Source organism: Achromobacter sp. HZ01 (assembly GCF_003267925.1).
GTDB classification, from domain to species: Bacteria; Pseudomonadota; Gammaproteobacteria; order Burkholderiales; family Burkholderiaceae_B; genus Achromobacter; species Achromobacter pulmonis_A.
Window position 1 is genome coordinate 1,251,926 of the sequence record NZ_LWKV01000002.1, and the last position, 13,520, is coordinate 1,265,445.

Sequence of the window (13,520 nt, forward strand, 5' to 3'; positions counted from 1 at the left end):
TTTCTTTATCTGGCCATATATGTAAGTTAATTCCCTTACATATTTGTGATTAAATTATCTTTCGTATAGACGACGATTTTGAAATTAATCATGCAAAACCCGCCGATTACGCTGCCTGAGCTGGACGATCTGGACCGGCGCATTCTTGAACAGTTACAAGAAGACTGCTCGCTGACCAACCAGGACCTGGCGCTGCGCGTGCATGCCTCGCCGCCGACCTGTCTGCGGCGGGTGCGCCGGCTGGTGGACGAAGGCGTGATCGACCGGCAGGTGGCGATCCTGGCGCCCGAGAAGCTGGGCAGCACGCTGACGGCCATCGTGGAAATCACGCTGGACGTGCAGGCGGCCGAGCGCCTGGACGAGTTCGAACAAAGCCTGCAGGCCGAGCGCGCGGTGCTGCAGTGCTACCGGGTCTCGCCGGGGCCGGATTTCGTGGTGATCGCGCAGGTCCGGGACATGCCGGCCTATCACGCGCTGGCGCACCGGGCGTTCACCGCCCAGGCCAATGTGCGCAACGTGCGCACGTTCTTCTCGGTGCATCGCGCCAAGTTCGAGACGCGCATCGACCTGCGCGCCTGAACGCGGGCTTCAGCGGCGCGCCAGCAGGCGCTCGAACTGCGCCAGGTAGCGGTTGCCCATTTCCTGCACGTCGTGCTCGCTGCGCACGTATTCGTAGGCGCGCTCGGTGACTTCCTGGCGGAAGGCCGCGTCGTCCAGGCAGCGCGCCATGCCCTGGGCCATGGCCTTGAAGTCGCCCACGGCGACCAGCACGCCGCGGCCGTCGGCCAGGCTTTCCTTCAGGCCGCCGGCGTCGGTGGACACCACCGGCACCCGCTGCAGGAAGGCATCGAGCACGCTGCTGCCCAGGGCTTCTTCCTCGGAGCTCATGACGAACACGTCGAGGATGCTGTAGAAGTCTTCCACGCCTTTGCGAAAACCCGCGAAGCGGTAGACGTCCTCGATGCCCAGCCTGCGCGCCTCGTCTTTGGCCTGCTGTTCGCGGTCGCCGCCGGCGCCGAAGTGCAGGAACACGAAATCGCGGCGCGTCCTGGCCAATTCGCCCACGGCGCGCACCAGCGTCACCGGGTCCTTGTCGCGGATCAGCGCGGCCGAGGTGGCCATGACCTTCTTGCCGTCCAGATCGAATTCGCGCACCAGACCGGCGACGTTTTCGGCGTCGATCCGGTGCGGCTCGACGGCGCTGCGGATGATGACGGGTTCGATACCCAGGCGGCGCGGCTCGCCCGCGGCCATTTCGCTGATCGCCACGAACAGATCGGCGTGGCGCCATTTGAAGCCGGTCTTCCATTCGTCGCCGGGCTTGACCGCGAACGAGGTGCGGCGCGAGAACGCCACCGGGCGGCGGTGCAGCCATTTGGTCAGCACCGCCCAGGTGATGGTGTTGGCCGTCTGGGCGTGGACGATGTCGTAGCGCCCGGCCCCGGCCAGAAAGGCCAGCTGCCCCGGCACATTGCGGCAGGTGTGGGCGATGAAGCCTTCCTGGCGGGCGCGCTCGGCCAGCGGCGCGCCCTCGCGGCACATGACTTCGACTTCGTGGCCGGCCTTGCGGAACGCGCGCATGCAGTACAGGGTCTGCCGTTCGCCTCCGCGCCAGCCTTTCTCGAAGTTCAGCTGCAGGATTTTCATGCGCGCCCGATGCCGGAGTACTGGAAGCCCATCGCGCGCACGTCGGCCGGCGTGTACAGGTTGCGGCCGTCGATGATGAGCGGGGTCTTGAGCAGGGATTTCACGCGATCGAAGTCGGGCGCGCGGAACACTTTCCATTCGGTGGCGATGAGCAGCGCGTCGGCGCCGTCCAGCGCGTCGTACATGTCGGTGGCGAAGGTGACGCCGTGCTGGCCGGCCAGCACGCGGGCGGCCTCGTGCATGGCCACCGGGTCGTAGGCGCGCACCTCGGCGCCGCGCCGCGTGAGTTCGGCGATCGCGGTCAGGCTGGGCGCTTCGCGCATGTCGTCGGTATTGGGCTTGAACGACAGGCCCCACAGCGCGATCCTGCGCCCGCGCAGGTCTTCGCCCAGGTGGCTCACCAGCTTCTCGGAGAGGCGGAATTTCTGCGCGTGGTTGGCGGCCTCGGCCGCCTCGATGACGCGCATCGGCAGCGCGTTCTCGGCGGCGGTATTGACCAGCGCCTGCACGTCCTTGGGAAAGCACGAGCCGCCGTAGCCGGCGCCCGGATACAGGAAGTGGTAGCCGATGCGCGGGTCGGCGCCGATGCCGCGGCGCACCTGCTCGATGTCGGCGCCCAGCGCCTCGGCCAGGTTGGCCATTTCATTCATGAACGAAATGCGGGTGGCCAGCATGGCGTTGGCGGCGTACTTGGTCAGTTCGGCCGAGCGCACGTCCATCACCATCAGGCGGTCGTGGGTGCGCTGGAACGGCTCGTAGATGCGGCGCATCACGCCGATCGTGTATTCGTCGTCGGCGCCGACCACGACGCGGTCGGGGCTCATGAAGTCGTTGATGGCCGCGCCTTCCTTGAGAAATTCCGGGTTGGACGCGACGCTGAACGGAATGTCCACGCCGCGCGCGGCCAGTTCCTGCGCGACCACTTCGCGCACCTTGTCGGCCGTGCCCACCGGCACGGTGGACTTGTCCACGATCAGCTTGCGCGCCGTCATGTGGCGCGCGATGTTGCGGGCGGCGGCCAGCACGTACTTCAGGTCGGCCGAGCCGTCTTCGCCCGGCGGGGTGCCCACGGCGATGAACTGCACGTCGCCGAAGGCCACGCTTTGCGCCACGTCGTCGGTGAAATGCAGCCGGCCGGCCTGCACGTTGCGGCGCACCAGGTCTTCCAGGCCGGGCTCGTAGATGGGGATGCCGCCGCGGCGCAGCAGGGCGATCTTGTCGGCGTCGAGGTCCAGGCACATGACGTCGTTGCCCATATCGGCCAGGCACGCCCCCGACACCAAACCCACGTAACCGGTACCCACGACCGTGATCTTCATGCCTGCACACCTTAAAAATGGACGAGTCCCGCGCCCGGCATCGGCAGCCGGGCGCAGGCCGCCATTATAGAAGCGGCGCGGGGCCGACGCCCTACAGCTTGGCGAAGCGCACCGTATTGACCACCACCGCCAGGCCGGCGCAGATCATGCCCAGCACCAGGGCCAGGGCCGGACCGTGGGCCAGGCTGATGCTGAACGCGATCGCCACCAGCGCGGTGCCGAAGCTCTGGCCGAACACCCGGGTGGTGGCCTGCAGGCCGCCGGCCGCGCCGCTGCGCGAGCGGGGCGCCGACGACAGCAGGGCGCGGTTGTTGGGCGTCTGGAAGAACCCGAAGCCGACGCCGGCCACGAACATCCCGAGGATGACCGGCCAGTTCGAGACGCTGGCCGGCAGCACGGCCAGCCACAGCATGCCGATGACCATGGTGGCCGCGCCCACGCCGCTGAGCGTGGCGGCCGAGTAGCGGTCGGACAGCCGTCCCGCCACGGGAGCGATGATGGCGGTGCCCACCGGCCAGGCGCCCATCAGCATGCCGACCTCCAGGTAGGGCCGGCCCAGCACCTGCTGGAAATAGAACGGCAGCGACACATACGACGCCATCTGCGCCGCGAAGGTACAGGCCGAGGCCGCCACGGCGAAGGCCAGCGGGCGGATGCGCAGCAGGTCCACCGGCACCAGCGGCGCGGGCTGGCGGCTGGCGCGGCGCACCAGCAGCAGGCCGACCACCGTGGCGATGGCCACCAGGCCGATGCCGCGCAGCAGGTCCTCGCCCATCATGTCCACGCCGGAAATGAAGACGCCCAGGGTCAGCATGCACAGCAAGGCGCTGATCCAGTCCAGCTTGACGTCGTTGCGCGGCACTTCCGGCAGGTGGCGCAGCCCCAGCATGGCCAGCACGCAGATGGGCAGGTTGACCGCAAAGATCCACGGCCAGGGCGCCACCGAGAGAATGGCCGAGCCGATGGTCGGCCCCAGCACCGACATGATGGCCACCGTGGTGGCGTTGATGCTGATGCCGCGGCCCAGCAGCTTGAGCGGATAGATGTTGCGCACCAGCCCGCCGAACATGCACATCAGCGTGGCCGCGCCTATGCCCTGGAACACCCGCGCCGCCGTCAGCTGCCACAGCGTGCCGGCCAGGGCGCAGCCCAGCGAGGCCAGCGTGAACAGCGCCAGGCCGAAGGAGAACATGCGGCGGAAACCGATGCGCTCGGCCAGCGCCGACAGCGGCAGCAGCATGGTCACCACGGCCAGGTTGTAGGCGTTGACGATCCAGACCGCCTGGGCCGGCGAGGCATTGAGATCGACTGCGATGGTGGGCAGCGCGACGTTGGCGATGGTGGTGTCCAGCACCGACAGGCTGATGCCCGTCATCACCGTTGCCGCGGCCCAATAGCGCCGCGGCGTCGGCAGGCCGTCGGGCGGGGCGGGCTTGGCGCCGCCGCCCGGCGCCCGGTCTTGCTGTTCCATCACGATTTCTTGACCGGGCGCTGCCAACCGTCGATGGTGAGCTGCTTGGGACGCGAGACGGTCAGCTTGTCGGCCGGCGCGTCGCGCGTCAGCGTGGTGCCCGCGCCCAGCGTGGCGCCGCGGCCGACGCGCACCGGCGCCACCAGCTGGGTGTCCGAGCCGATGAAGGCGTCGTCCTCGATGACGGTGCGGTGCTTGTTCACGCCGTCGTAGTTGCAGGTGATGGTGCCCGCCCCCACGTTCACGCGCGCGCCGATGTCGGCGTCGCCGATGTAGGCCAGGTGATTGGCCTTGCTGTCCTCGCCCAGCACGCTTTTCTTGATCTCGACGAAGTTGCCCACGTGGCTGCGGTCGCCGAGCTCGGCGCCGGGGCGCAGGCGCGCATACGGGCCGACGCGCGCGTCGCTGCCCACCAGGGCCTGCTGCAGGTGGCTGAAGGCCTCGATCTGGGTGCCCGCGCCGACGCTGACGTCGCGCAGCACGCAGTGCGGACCCACGCGCACGCCGTCGGCCAGCGTCACGCTGCCTTCGAACACGCAGCCCACGTCGATGAACACGTCGCGCCCGCAGGTGAGCGTGCCGCGCACGTCGAAGCGCGCCGGATCGGCCAGCGTGACACCGGCTTCGAGCTGGCGGCGGGCCTGCTCGGCCTGCCAGCGGCGCTCCAGTTCGGCCTGCTGGACGCGGCTGTTCACGCCCAGCGTCTCCCAGGCCGCGCCCGGCTGCGCCGCGCCCACCGGCACGCCGTCGGCCACGGCCAGGCCGACCGTGTCGGTCAGGTAGTACTCGCCCTGGGCGTTGTTGTTGTCGATGCGGGACAGCCAGTCCTTGAGCCTGGCGGTGGGCGCGCTGAGGATGCCGGTGTTGACTTCCTTGATGGCGAGCTCGCCTTCGGAGGCGTCCTTGTGCTCGACGATGCGGCACACGTTGCCGGCGGCGTCGCGCACGATGCGGCCGTAGCCGGTGGAGTCCGCCAGCACTTCGGTCAGCACGGCGGCGCCGGCGCCGCGGGCCTGCAGCAGGCGGCGCAGCGTGTCGGGCTGCACCAGCGGCACGTCGCCGTACAGCACCAGCGTCACGTCGTCCTGGCCGCCGCCTTCCAGCAGCAGCGGCACGGCCTGCTGCACCGCGTGGCCGGTGCCCTGCTGCGGCTGCTGCAGCGCGAAGTGCAGGTCGGGCTGGCCTTCGAAAGCCTGCTTGACGCGATCCGCGCCGTGGCCGACCACGACGATGATGCGCGCCGGCTCGAGCGCGCGCGCGCTGTCGAGCACGTGGGCCAGCATGGGCTTGCCCGCCAGCGTGTGCAGCACTTTGGGAAGATCGGACTGCATGCGTTTGCCCAGTCCGGCGGCGAGAATCACTACGTTAAGCATAAGTTCCACGGTGTTGAGACGGCCCGGCGGCCTGGCGGCCGGCCGGGGCATCGATTGAAAGAGAGGGCTAGCTCGCGCCAGGCCCGGTTTTCTTGGCGGCCTTGGCGCCGCGGGCCGCGGGCTTGCGCGCCGCCGGCTTGGCGGCGCCCGCCTCGGGCGCGGGTTCCTGCGGTTTGGCCGGCGCGGGCGCGGCGGCGGGCGCGGCCGGCATGGAAGCGGCGGTGGCGGCCGCGATCTGGTTGAACTGCTGCTGCAGCAGGTCCCACCAGGCCTTGGAGGCCGACTGGGCCGCCGCGCCCATCTGCTCGCTCATGCCCGGCGCGCTGGCGGGCGCCTCGTCGGCCGCCGCCTGCGCCTGCCCGTCCTTGGCGCCGGCGCTCTCCGGCGCCTTGGCCGCTGCCGGCTTGGGCGCGGGCTTCAGCCCCAGCACCACTTCCAGCGGCGAGGCCGCGCCGCTGGCGCGCACGGCCGCCATGTCCATGTTGGCCGCGCTGTCGACGAAGGCGCGCAGCGTGCTGATGGTGGAGCGCTGCACTTCCATGCCCTGGATCGTGCTGGAGAGCATGCTCAGGTTCATGCGCAGCCAGTTTTCCACCGAGCGCAGTTCGGCGATGCGGCGGTCCAGGTCTTCGAGGTTCATCGGGGGAGCCATGGGCAGGCTGCTGGCCAGGCCGCCGGGCCCGGTCAGCCCGGCCCAGGCCTGGCGCATCATTTCCATGCTGGCCAGCAGCGGGTTGCCCGACAAGTCGGAATGCTGGCCCATGCCGGGCAGGACGAACGGGTTGGATTGTTGGTCGCTCATTCCTGGTCTCCCCAAAGACGGATGATTAGGCTCGCGCCGGGCTCATCCCGGCAGCAGCTGATTGTTTTCCACGCGCACGTGGTCGCCCGAAGCGAACGCGAACGGCTGGGCGCTGCGGAACTGGCGCTTGCTGCCGTCGTTCATGCGCACGGTGAGCTCATAGTGCGTCACCGTTTGTTGCTGTCTGATATTACGCTCAACTTCACGGCCTGCCAAAGCGCCGCCGACCGCGCCCAGCACGGTCAGCGCGGTCTTGCCGCTGCCGCCGCCGAACTGGTTGCCGACCACCCCGCCGGCCACGCCGCCGGCGATGGTGCCGACCAGATGGTTGCTATCGTCCTTGGCCGGCACCTGCACCTGGCGGATGGTTTCGACCACGCCGCAGTTGGCGCAGGCCTGCTTGGCGGGCGCGGGAGCGGGCGCCGGGGCGGGGGCAGGACGGGCCTTGGGCGCAGGCGCGGGCTGGGACGGCGTCTGGGCCGCGGCCTGCGCCGATTCGGCCGGCAGCGGGGCCAGGTTGGCGCCTTCCGGGCCGGCCTCGGCCACCGGTTCGTCGGCATGCGGATTGGCCGAAGGCGTGGGCAGCCAGCCCATCACGGCGGCCACGCCGACCGAGCACATGACGATGACGGCGATTGCGGCGGCCGCCACCAGCGGATGCAGGCCGCGGCGCGGAGAGTCGATTCGGGTAGGGGTACTCATGACGATGCTCCATCGTTACTAACCGGCAGTGGTATAGCACCCGCCCGCGGTTTCGGCATGTTGCGATGGTGACGCTTCTTTGCAGCCCGGCGCGCCGGTGGACAGCGCAGGCCAATCGTGGACAATAGGTCCATGGACTCCGTCATCACCCTGCCCCAGCTCGAACAGGCGATCAATTACTGGCGCAACGTATCGCCCTCGGTCGGTGACGAATGCCGGCTCTGCCCCGAGGCGGCCGCGCTGGCGGCGCCCTACGCGCTGATGATCATGGCCCACCGCCGCGAGATCGCCACCGCCGAACTCGGCGAGGCGGCGCGCGCCGCGCTGGACGGCTGGGCGGCGACGCTTTAGTTACTGCTTCAGCAGCGCCTGGATGTCGTGGGCCAGCGCGTCCACGCCGATATTGTTGTTGGCCAGCACCCGCGATTCGCCCTTGCCGTCGAACAGGTAGAAGGCGGCGGTGTGGTCCATGGTGTAGCCGCCGTCCTTGGTGGGCGCCTTGGCGTAATAGGCCTTGAACGACGCCGCGGCCTTCTTGACCTGGTCCGGCGTGCCGGTCAGGCCCAGGAAGCGCGGATCGAAGGCGGTCACGTATTGCTTCAGGACCTCGGGCGTGTCGCGCTCGGGATCGACCGAAATCAGCAGCACCTGGACGCGGTCGGCGTCAGGCCCCAGCTTTTTCATGACTTCGCCCAGTTCGGCCAGCGACGTGGGGCACACGTCCGGGCACTGGGTGAAGCCGAAAAACACCACCACGACCTTGCCGGCGAAGTCGGACAACTGGCGCGTCTTGCCGTTGAAATCGGACAGCTCCATGCCACGGCCCAGCTGGGTGCCGCTGATGTCGCTGCCCTTGAAAGTGGGCGCGCTCTCGCCGCAGGCGGCCAGGGCGGCGGCGAAGGCGGCGGCTGCGCCCAGTCGCAGGGCCAGCCGGCGGCTGGCGGAAAACACGGACATCGACAACCTCCAGGACATCAGCGCAGCAGGCCGACCCAGTGGTCCGCCAGCAGGGCGCCGAACAGCAGCGCCAGGTAAAGAATCGAAAAACGGAACATGCTGCGCGCCAGCTCGTCGCTGTAGGCGCGGTACAGCCGCCATGCATACGACACGAACATGCCGCCCAGCGCCAGCGCGCTGGCCAGGTAGAGTTCGCCGCTCATGCGGATGGCGTAGGGCAGCAGCGTGGTGGCCATCAGGGCCACGCTGTAGAGCAGGATGTGCAGGCGCGTGAACTGGTTGCCGTGCGTCACCGGCAGCATGGGCAGGCCGGCCTTGGCGTAATCGTGGTTGCGGTACAGCGCCAGCGCCCAGAAGTGCGGCGGCGTCCAGATGAAGATGATGAGGACCAGGACCCAGGCCTCGGCCGGCACGGAATCGGCCACCGCGGCCCAGCCCAGGGCCGGCGGCATGGCGCCGGACAGCCCGCCGATGACGATATTCTGCGGCGTACGCGGCTTGAGGATGACCGTGTAGATGACGGCGTAGCCGACGAAGGTGGCGAAGGTCAGCCACATGGTCAGCGGGTTGACCAGGTGGTACAGCACGAACATGCCGGCCCCGCCCAGCAGGCCCGACAGGCTCAGCACCTGGAACGCCGAGATCGTGCCGCGCGCGGTAGCGCGGCGCGCCGTGCGCAGCATGCGCGCGTCGACTTCCTGTTCGATCAGGCAGTTGATGGCGAAGGCGGCGGCGGCCAGCAGCCAGATGCCGATGGTGCCGAACAGCACCCGGCGCATGTCGGGAATGCCGGGCGCGGCCAGGAACATGCCGATCACGGCGCAAAACACCGCCAGCTGCGTCACGCGCGGCTTGGTGAGGACGAAATACTGGCGGAGCAATCCGGATTGGGGAGCGGCAATACTGGTCATGATGAGCCCTATTTTAAACGCGCACCAAATCGGGGCCGTAATTCCCCGCCGGCGCACGTCCTGCCGTGGACAAACGCACCATCAATACGACCGCGGCCAGCGTCAGGCCGGCGGCGCCGCCGTTGTGCAGCACCGCGATCAGCAGCGGCCACTGGAAGAAGATCGTGGTCAGGCCGGTCAGCAGCTGCGCCGCCAGCAGCGCCAGCATCAGCGTGGCGGGGCCGCGCAGGCCGGGCTCGGCGCGCAGCCGCCAGGCCAGCGTGCCGAGGTACAGGAACACCACGAAGGCGAAATTGCGGTGGACCCAGTGGATCGCGGTGAGCGCCGGCTGCGAAATCATCTCGCCCGAGGGCAGCTCGCCCAGCGCGCGGATCACCGAATAGCCGCCGTGGAAGTCCATTTCGGGCACCCACTGGCCATGGCACATGGGAAAGTCCATGCAGGCCAGCGCGGCGTAGTTGGTGCTGACCCAGCCGCCCAGCGTCACCTGCACCAGCAGCAGGGCGAAGCCCCCGGCCACCCACGGCCTCCAGCGCGCGGCGGCCGCCGACAGGGCCAGGTGCGGACGCTCGCGCGCCGACAGCCAGGTCATCAGCGCCAGCACCGACAGGCCGAACACCAGATGCGCGGTGACGACGGCGGGCATGAGCTTGTGGGTCACGGTCCAGGCGCCGAACGCGCCCTGCACGCAGACGGCCACCAGCGTGGTCACGGCCAGGGCCGGCGAACGGCCCAGTTCGCGGCGATAGCGCCAGGCCATGTAGACGATGCCGATGATGAGCATGCCCAGGATGGAACCGACATAGCGGTGGATCATCTCGATCCAGGCCTTGGACAGCGTGACGGGACCGAAAGGCATGGCCTGCGACGCTTCATGGATATCGCCCATGGCGCCCAGCGGCGTCACGCTGCCGTAGCAGCCCGGCCAGTCGGGACAGCCCAGCCCCGAATCGGTCAGGCGCACGAAAGCGCCGAACATGATGAGGTCCAGCGTCAGGAACCAGGTGAAAAAAACCAGCTTGCGATAACGCGTCCGAAGGCGTTCGATATCCATAAAAACAATAAAAAAACGGCAAAAAATCAAATTACGCGCCACAAAACCGCACGCCGCATCAAACCAACGCCCCACAACCCAGGCCGCACGGATCCGGCTCCGCCGGTCCGTAGCGGCGCCCCCCTGGGGGGGAAGCGCCAAAGGCGCTTCGGGGGGGGGACCTACCCTACTCTTGAGTTATAGACCAGTTTGCTGATGTCCTTGCGGACCTTCACCCCGTCGGCCTCGGCCGGGAACTGCATCATCAGGTTGCCCAGCGGATCGATCACCCAGATCGGGTCCTGCAGGCCGGGCTGGCCGGCGGCGCGCTCGCGCGCCAGCAGGAAGCGCGCCAGCTGGTCGGGGTCGGCGCGCACCATCACCGTGCCCTTGTAGGCCTCCAGCACTTTTTCCGGCACCGGCGCGTCGTCGGTGATGAACCAGATGCGCGCCAGGCGCTCCACGTTCTTGCCCTGGCTGGCGTGGCTGTTGCGCGTGATGAAGAGCTTGCGCGCGCAGCTGTCGGGGCAGGCGCCGCCGTCGGCGGCCACCAGCAGCCATTTGCCTTTCAGGCTCTGCAGGTCGAAGAGCCGGCCGTCCAGCGTGGTCAGACGCAGTTCGCCGGCCGCGGGCATGGGCCGCTGCGGCTCGATGAGCGCGCCGTAGTTGCTGGATTCGGCGGGCCACCACTGCGGGTTCATGTACACCACGACGGCGCCGACGATGGGCGCCAAAGAGCACAGGAACACCAGCAGCATGGGCAGCAGCGAACGCTTGCCTGCGGGCCGGTTGGAAGAAATGTCGCGAGCCACTTTTTATCCTGTGTTGCGGGTTGCGGATGAGCGCCTCATGCGGCGGATGGCGCCCCCCAGCACCACCAGCCACGCGATGGCGGCGATCGAGGCGAAAGCGAACCACTGTACGGCATAAGAGGTGTTCTGCTGGAAATCCACCGAGGGCTGCGGCCAGTCGCGCACCAGGCCGTCGCCGGCGCCGTCGTCCGACTGCATCAGCACCGTGGGCAGCAAGGCCAGGCCGGTCGCCTTCGCGTATTCCTCCAGCGGCAGGTTCTGCACCTGCGGCGCCGCGCCGCCCGCCGCCGGCAGCGCGGCCGGCAGGGCCGACTCGTCGGACCCGCCCAGCGACCAGATCTCGAACAGCCGCGGCACGCGCGGCGAAAGTTCGCCCGCCACGGTCTGCGGCCCGGCGGGCGCGGCGGGCAGGTCGGGCTGCGCCGGCCCCTGTCCGGGCGCGGCCATGACGCGCGGCAGCCAGCCGCGCAACACCAGCACGGCGCGGCCTTCGGGGCCGTCGAGCCGCAGCGGCGTGGCCAGCCAGTAGCCGGGCTTGCCGTCCTGGTTGCGGTTGTCCAGCAGTACACTGAATTGCGGCAGCCACACGCCCGTGGCCCGCGCGGCGCGCCATGCCGTCATGGCGGCGGGGTCGGTGGCCGGCGTCAAGGGCAGCGGCGCTTGCTTGCGGCCGGCCTCGATAGCCGCCAGAATGGCGCGTCGCTCGTCGCCGCGGCGCAGCTGCCATTGCCCGAGCGACGCCAGAACCACCACGGCGGCGCCGAGCAGCAGCAGCGCAGCTACCGTGTTGCGGGTTGAATGCGGTCGGGCCATCTTTCTTCAATAACTCTGATTTGTCCGGAGACCACCATGCGCGTTTTCGTCGTCCTGGCCTTTATCGGTATTCTGGCCAGTCTGGCATCCGCCCTGGTCTACCTGATGCGGGACAAAGGCACCACCAACCGCACGGTGAACGCGCTGACGGTACGCATCGGGCTGTCCGTGGCCCTTTTCCTGTTCGTGCTGTTCGCCCACCACATGGGCTGGATCGAGAGCACAGGCCTTAGATAGGCCTGGCCTGGCGAGGTTCCCGGCCGCACCGCGGCCGGCGACATGACGACGCGACGGCGTGACGGCGTAGGATGGGTGCAGCGCGCGGACACCCGTGAAAAAAACCCACCCGTCAACGCGCGCAACCCATCAGGCGGCGCCAGCCGCCTATCTCAGAACCAATACACAAACAAGTACAACCCCAGCCACACCACGTCCACGAAGTGCCAGTACCACGCCGCCCCTTCGAACCCGAAGTGGTGGTCGGCGGTGAAGTGGCCGCGGATCAGGCGCACCAGGATCACGGTCAGCATGGTCGCGCCCAGCAGCACGTGGAAGCCGTGGAAGCCGGTAAGCATGTAGAACAGCGAGCCGTAGGCGCCGGAGTTGAACTTGAGGTTCAGCTCGGTGTAGGCATGGTGGTATTCATAGGCCTGGCAGGCGACGAAGACGAAGCCCAGCACGACCGTGGCCAGCAGCCAGAAAATGGCCTTGCCGCGGTGGTTTTCGCGCAGCGCGTGGTGGGCGATGGTCAGCGTGACGCCGGAGCTCAGCAGCAGCGCGGTGTTGATCGTGGGCAGCCAGAAGGGGCCGACGGTCTGGAACTGCTCGACCACGCCGGCCGGGCCGAAGTTCGGCCACACGGCCTGGAAGTCGGGCCACAGCATCAGCCGGTGGTCCATGTCGCCCAGCCACGGCGTGGTGACGGTGCGGGTGTACCAGAGGGCGCCGAAGAACGCCGCGAAGAACATGACTTCGGAGAAGATGAACCAGCTCATGCCCCAGCGGTACGAACCGTCGATGCGCTTGCTGTTCAGGCCGGACTCGGATTCCTGGATGGCGTCGCCGAACCAGAAGTACAGCACCGAGATCAGGCCGACGAAGCCCACCAGCAGGGTCCATTTGGCCCAGCCCACGCCGTTGAACCAGGCCGTGGCGCTCAGGGCCATCACGAGCAGCGTCACGGCCGTGCGCACGGGGTGACCCGAGTCGGCGGGCACAAAGTAGTACGGTGCCTCTTTACCTTGAACCGAGTGGCTTGCACTCATGGCTTTCTCCCTGGTACAGATTTATAGAATCAAGTGAGTCAAGTCAGGCTGGAAACGGCCCAACGCACAATTAATACCAGCACAGTAACGAAGATGGCCGCTGCCAGCAGTCCGCCCAGGATCACGTGGACCGGGTTGAGCTTGGCGATGTCCTCCCGGTGGCCCGCCCCCTTGCGGACCCCGAAGAATCCCCATGCCACCGCCTTCATGGTTTGCAGGAAGCTCAGCTTGCGCTGGGCGGTCTCGCGCAGGTCGTCGCTCATGGCCGGGCCTATTTGAGCGCGATGCCGGACATCAGGGCCGAGCCGCGCAGCACGGTCCAGGCGAACACGGCGATGACGAAAGCCAGCAGGACCAATCCTGCGATCTTGTTGCGGCGGCGCTGCTCGGGTGTCATGGCTGTGCTACCTGGAAC

17 protein-coding genes are annotated in these 13,520 nt (G+C 68.4%); 3 read left to right on the top strand and 14 right to left on the bottom strand.

The genetic code is table 11. The features are described 5' to 3' along the window. The first annotated feature begins 90 nt into the window (after positions 1 to 90). Entirely contained in the window at positions 91 to 579 is a 489-nt protein-coding gene (locus A6B37_RS14790) for an Lrp/AsnC family transcriptional regulator (RefSeq protein ID WP_102773080.1), read from the top strand. Between the two features lie 9 nt (positions 580 to 588). Here the strand turns inward: A6B37_RS14790 and A6B37_RS14795 are convergent, their stop codons facing one another. The 6 genes from A6B37_RS14795 to A6B37_RS14820 all read right to left on the bottom strand — a co-directional run bounded on the left by A6B37_RS14795 (position 589) and on the right by A6B37_RS14820 (position 7,314). Further along, positions 589 to 1,647: a glycosyltransferase family 4 protein gene (locus A6B37_RS14795; protein ID WP_102773079.1), complete on the bottom strand. Its 1,059-nt coding sequence runs from the start codon at positions 1,645 to 1,647 to the stop codon at positions 589 to 591. Beyond that, positions 1,644 to 2,966: a UDP-glucose/GDP-mannose dehydrogenase family protein gene (locus A6B37_RS14800; protein WP_111826181.1), complete on the bottom strand. Its 1,323-nt coding sequence runs from the start codon at positions 2,964 to 2,966 to the stop codon at positions 1,644 to 1,646. The genes A6B37_RS14795 and A6B37_RS14800 overlap by 4 nt, the downstream gene beginning before the upstream one ends. Before the next feature lie 91 nt (positions 2,967 to 3,057). After that, a complete protein-coding gene (locus A6B37_RS14805; protein ID WP_102773077.1) occupies positions 3,058 to 4,437 on the bottom strand; it encodes an MFS transporter in 1,380 nt (459 codons plus the stop codon). Continuing rightward, a complete protein-coding gene (gene glmU / locus A6B37_RS14810; RefSeq protein ID WP_102773076.1) occupies positions 4,437 to 5,810 on the bottom strand; it encodes a bifunctional UDP-N-acetylglucosamine diphosphorylase/glucosamine-1-phosphate N-acetyltransferase GlmU in 1,374 nt (457 codons plus the stop codon). Before glmU ends, A6B37_RS14805 begins: the two co-directional genes overlap by 1 nt. Positions 5,811 to 5,877: 67 nt before the next feature. Next, positions 5,878 to 6,612, bottom strand: coding sequence for a PhaM family polyhydroxyalkanoate granule multifunctional regulatory protein (locus A6B37_RS14815; RefSeq protein WP_102773075.1), 735 nt, complete (start codon positions 6,610 to 6,612; stop codon positions 5,878 to 5,880). A 42-nt stretch (positions 6,613 to 6,654) separates the two neighbouring features. Then, positions 6,655 to 7,314: a glycine zipper 2TM domain-containing protein gene (locus tag A6B37_RS14820; RefSeq protein ID WP_111826182.1), complete on the bottom strand. Its 660-nt coding sequence runs from the start codon at positions 7,312 to 7,314 to the stop codon at positions 6,655 to 6,657. A gap of 132 nt (positions 7,315 to 7,446) precedes the next feature. Between A6B37_RS14820 and A6B37_RS14825 the strand changes: the two genes are divergently transcribed. Continuing rightward, the gene (locus tag A6B37_RS14825) at positions 7,447 to 7,665 is read left to right on the top strand and encodes a DUF3717 domain-containing protein (protein WP_111826183.1); all 219 of its coding nucleotides are present in this window, start codon (positions 7,447 to 7,449) and stop codon (positions 7,663 to 7,665) included. Here the strand turns inward: A6B37_RS14825 and A6B37_RS14830 are convergent, their stop codons facing one another. The 5 genes from A6B37_RS14830 to A6B37_RS14850 all read right to left on the bottom strand — a co-directional run bounded on the left by A6B37_RS14830 (position 7,666) and on the right by A6B37_RS14850 (position 11,840). Then, positions 7,666 to 8,271 carry an SCO family protein gene (locus tag A6B37_RS14830; protein ID WP_111826184.1) on the bottom strand — a complete coding sequence of 202 codons (606 nt, stop codon included), beginning with the start codon at positions 8,269 to 8,271 and terminating at the stop codon, positions 7,666 to 7,668. Between the two features lie 17 nt (positions 8,272 to 8,288). Then, positions 8,289 to 9,182, bottom strand: coding sequence for a heme o synthase (cyoE, locus tag A6B37_RS14835; RefSeq protein ID WP_102773071.1), 894 nt, complete (start codon positions 9,180 to 9,182; stop codon positions 8,289 to 8,291). A gap of 13 nt (positions 9,183 to 9,195) precedes the next feature. Next, positions 9,196 to 10,230 carry a COX15/CtaA family protein gene (locus A6B37_RS14840; RefSeq protein ID WP_102773517.1) on the bottom strand — a complete coding sequence of 345 codons (1,035 nt, stop codon included), beginning with the start codon at positions 10,228 to 10,230 and terminating at the stop codon, positions 9,196 to 9,198. A gap of 167 nt (positions 10,231 to 10,397) precedes the next feature. Then, positions 10,398 to 11,027 carry a hypothetical protein gene (locus A6B37_RS14845; RefSeq protein WP_210405798.1) on the bottom strand — a complete coding sequence of 210 codons (630 nt, stop codon included), beginning with the start codon at positions 11,025 to 11,027 and terminating at the stop codon, positions 10,398 to 10,400. A gap of 3 nt (positions 11,028 to 11,030) precedes the next feature. Beyond that, a complete protein-coding gene (locus A6B37_RS14850) occupies positions 11,031 to 11,840 on the bottom strand; it encodes an SURF1 family protein (protein WP_111826185.1) in 810 nt (269 codons plus the stop codon). Positions 11,841 to 11,876: 36 nt separating this feature from the next. Between A6B37_RS14850 and A6B37_RS14855 the strand changes: the two genes are divergently transcribed. Next, positions 11,877 to 12,077 carry a twin transmembrane helix small protein gene (locus A6B37_RS14855; RefSeq protein ID WP_102773069.1) on the top strand — a complete coding sequence of 67 codons (201 nt, stop codon included), beginning with the start codon at positions 11,877 to 11,879 and terminating at the stop codon, positions 12,075 to 12,077. Positions 12,078 to 12,229: 152 nt separating this feature from the next. Here A6B37_RS14855 and A6B37_RS14860 read toward each other — a convergent pair whose 3' ends face one another. Genes A6B37_RS14860 through A6B37_RS26170 form a run of 3 tightly spaced genes read right to left on the bottom strand, consistent with a single transcriptional unit; the run spans position 12,230 to position 13,502 of the window. Then, positions 12,230 to 13,105 (bottom strand): cytochrome c oxidase subunit 3, encoded by an 876-nt coding sequence (locus A6B37_RS14860; RefSeq protein WP_102773068.1) that lies wholly within the window; start codon positions 13,103 to 13,105, stop codon positions 12,230 to 12,232. A 38-nt stretch (positions 13,106 to 13,143) separates the two neighbouring features. Next, positions 13,144 to 13,368 (bottom strand): DUF2970 domain-containing protein, encoded by a 225-nt coding sequence (locus A6B37_RS14865; RefSeq protein WP_102773067.1) that lies wholly within the window; start codon positions 13,366 to 13,368, stop codon positions 13,144 to 13,146. Between the two features lie 8 nt (positions 13,369 to 13,376). After that, complete coding sequence (locus A6B37_RS26170; RefSeq protein ID WP_209165517.1) at positions 13,377 to 13,502, bottom strand: cytochrome oxidase small assembly protein; 126 nt, start codon at positions 13,500 to 13,502, stop codon at positions 13,377 to 13,379. Positions 13,503 to 13,520 lie beyond the last annotated feature (18 nt).

Bases quoted from the DNA above. Each gene is read 5' to 3' on its own strand.
- A6B37_RS14790 (WP_102773080.1), top strand. From the start codon at position 91: ATGCAAAACCCGCCGATTACGCTGCCTGAGCTGGACGATCTGGACCGG.
- A6B37_RS14795 (WP_102773079.1), bottom strand. From the start codon at position 1,647: ATGAAAATCCTGCAGCTGAACTTCGAGAAAGGCTGGCGCGGAGGCGAA.
- A6B37_RS14800 (WP_111826181.1), bottom strand. From the start codon at position 2,966: ATGAAGATCACGGTCGTGGGTACCGGTTACGTGGGTTTGGTGTCGGGG.
- A6B37_RS14805 (WP_102773077.1), bottom strand. From the start codon at position 4,437: ATGGAACAGCAAGACCGGGCGCCGGGCGGCGGCGCCAAGCCCGCCCCG.
- glmU (WP_102773076.1), bottom strand. From the start codon at position 5,810: ATGCTTAACGTAGTGATTCTCGCCGCCGGACTGGGCAAACGCATGCAG.
- A6B37_RS14815 (WP_102773075.1), bottom strand. From the start codon at position 6,612: ATGAGCGACCAACAATCCAACCCGTTCGTCCTGCCCGGCATGGGCCAG.
- A6B37_RS14820 (WP_111826182.1), bottom strand. From the start codon at position 7,314: ATGAGTACCCCTACCCGAATCGACTCTCCGCGCCGCGGCCTGCATCCG.
- A6B37_RS14825 (WP_111826183.1), top strand. From the start codon at position 7,447: ATGGACTCCGTCATCACCCTGCCCCAGCTCGAACAGGCGATCAATTAC.
- A6B37_RS14830 (WP_111826184.1), bottom strand. From the start codon at position 8,271: ATGTCCGTGTTTTCCGCCAGCCGCCGGCTGGCCCTGCGACTGGGCGCA.
- cyoE (WP_102773071.1), bottom strand. From the start codon at position 9,182: ATGACCAGTATTGCCGCTCCCCAATCCGGATTGCTCCGCCAGTATTTC.
- A6B37_RS14850 (WP_111826185.1), bottom strand. From the start codon at position 11,840: ATGGCCCGACCGCATTCAACCCGCAACACGGTAGCTGCGCTGCTGCTG.
- A6B37_RS14855 (WP_102773069.1), top strand. From the start codon at position 11,877: ATGCGCGTTTTCGTCGTCCTGGCCTTTATCGGTATTCTGGCCAGTCTG.
- A6B37_RS14860 (WP_102773068.1), bottom strand. From the start codon at position 13,105: ATGAGTGCAAGCCACTCGGTTCAAGGTAAAGAGGCACCGTACTACTTT.
- A6B37_RS14865 (WP_102773067.1), bottom strand. From the start codon at position 13,368: ATGAGCGACGACCTGCGCGAGACCGCCCAGCGCAAGCTGAGCTTCCTG.
- A6B37_RS26170 (WP_209165517.1), bottom strand. From the start codon at position 13,502: ATGACACCCGAGCAGCGCCGCCGCAACAAGATCGCAGGATTGGTCCTG.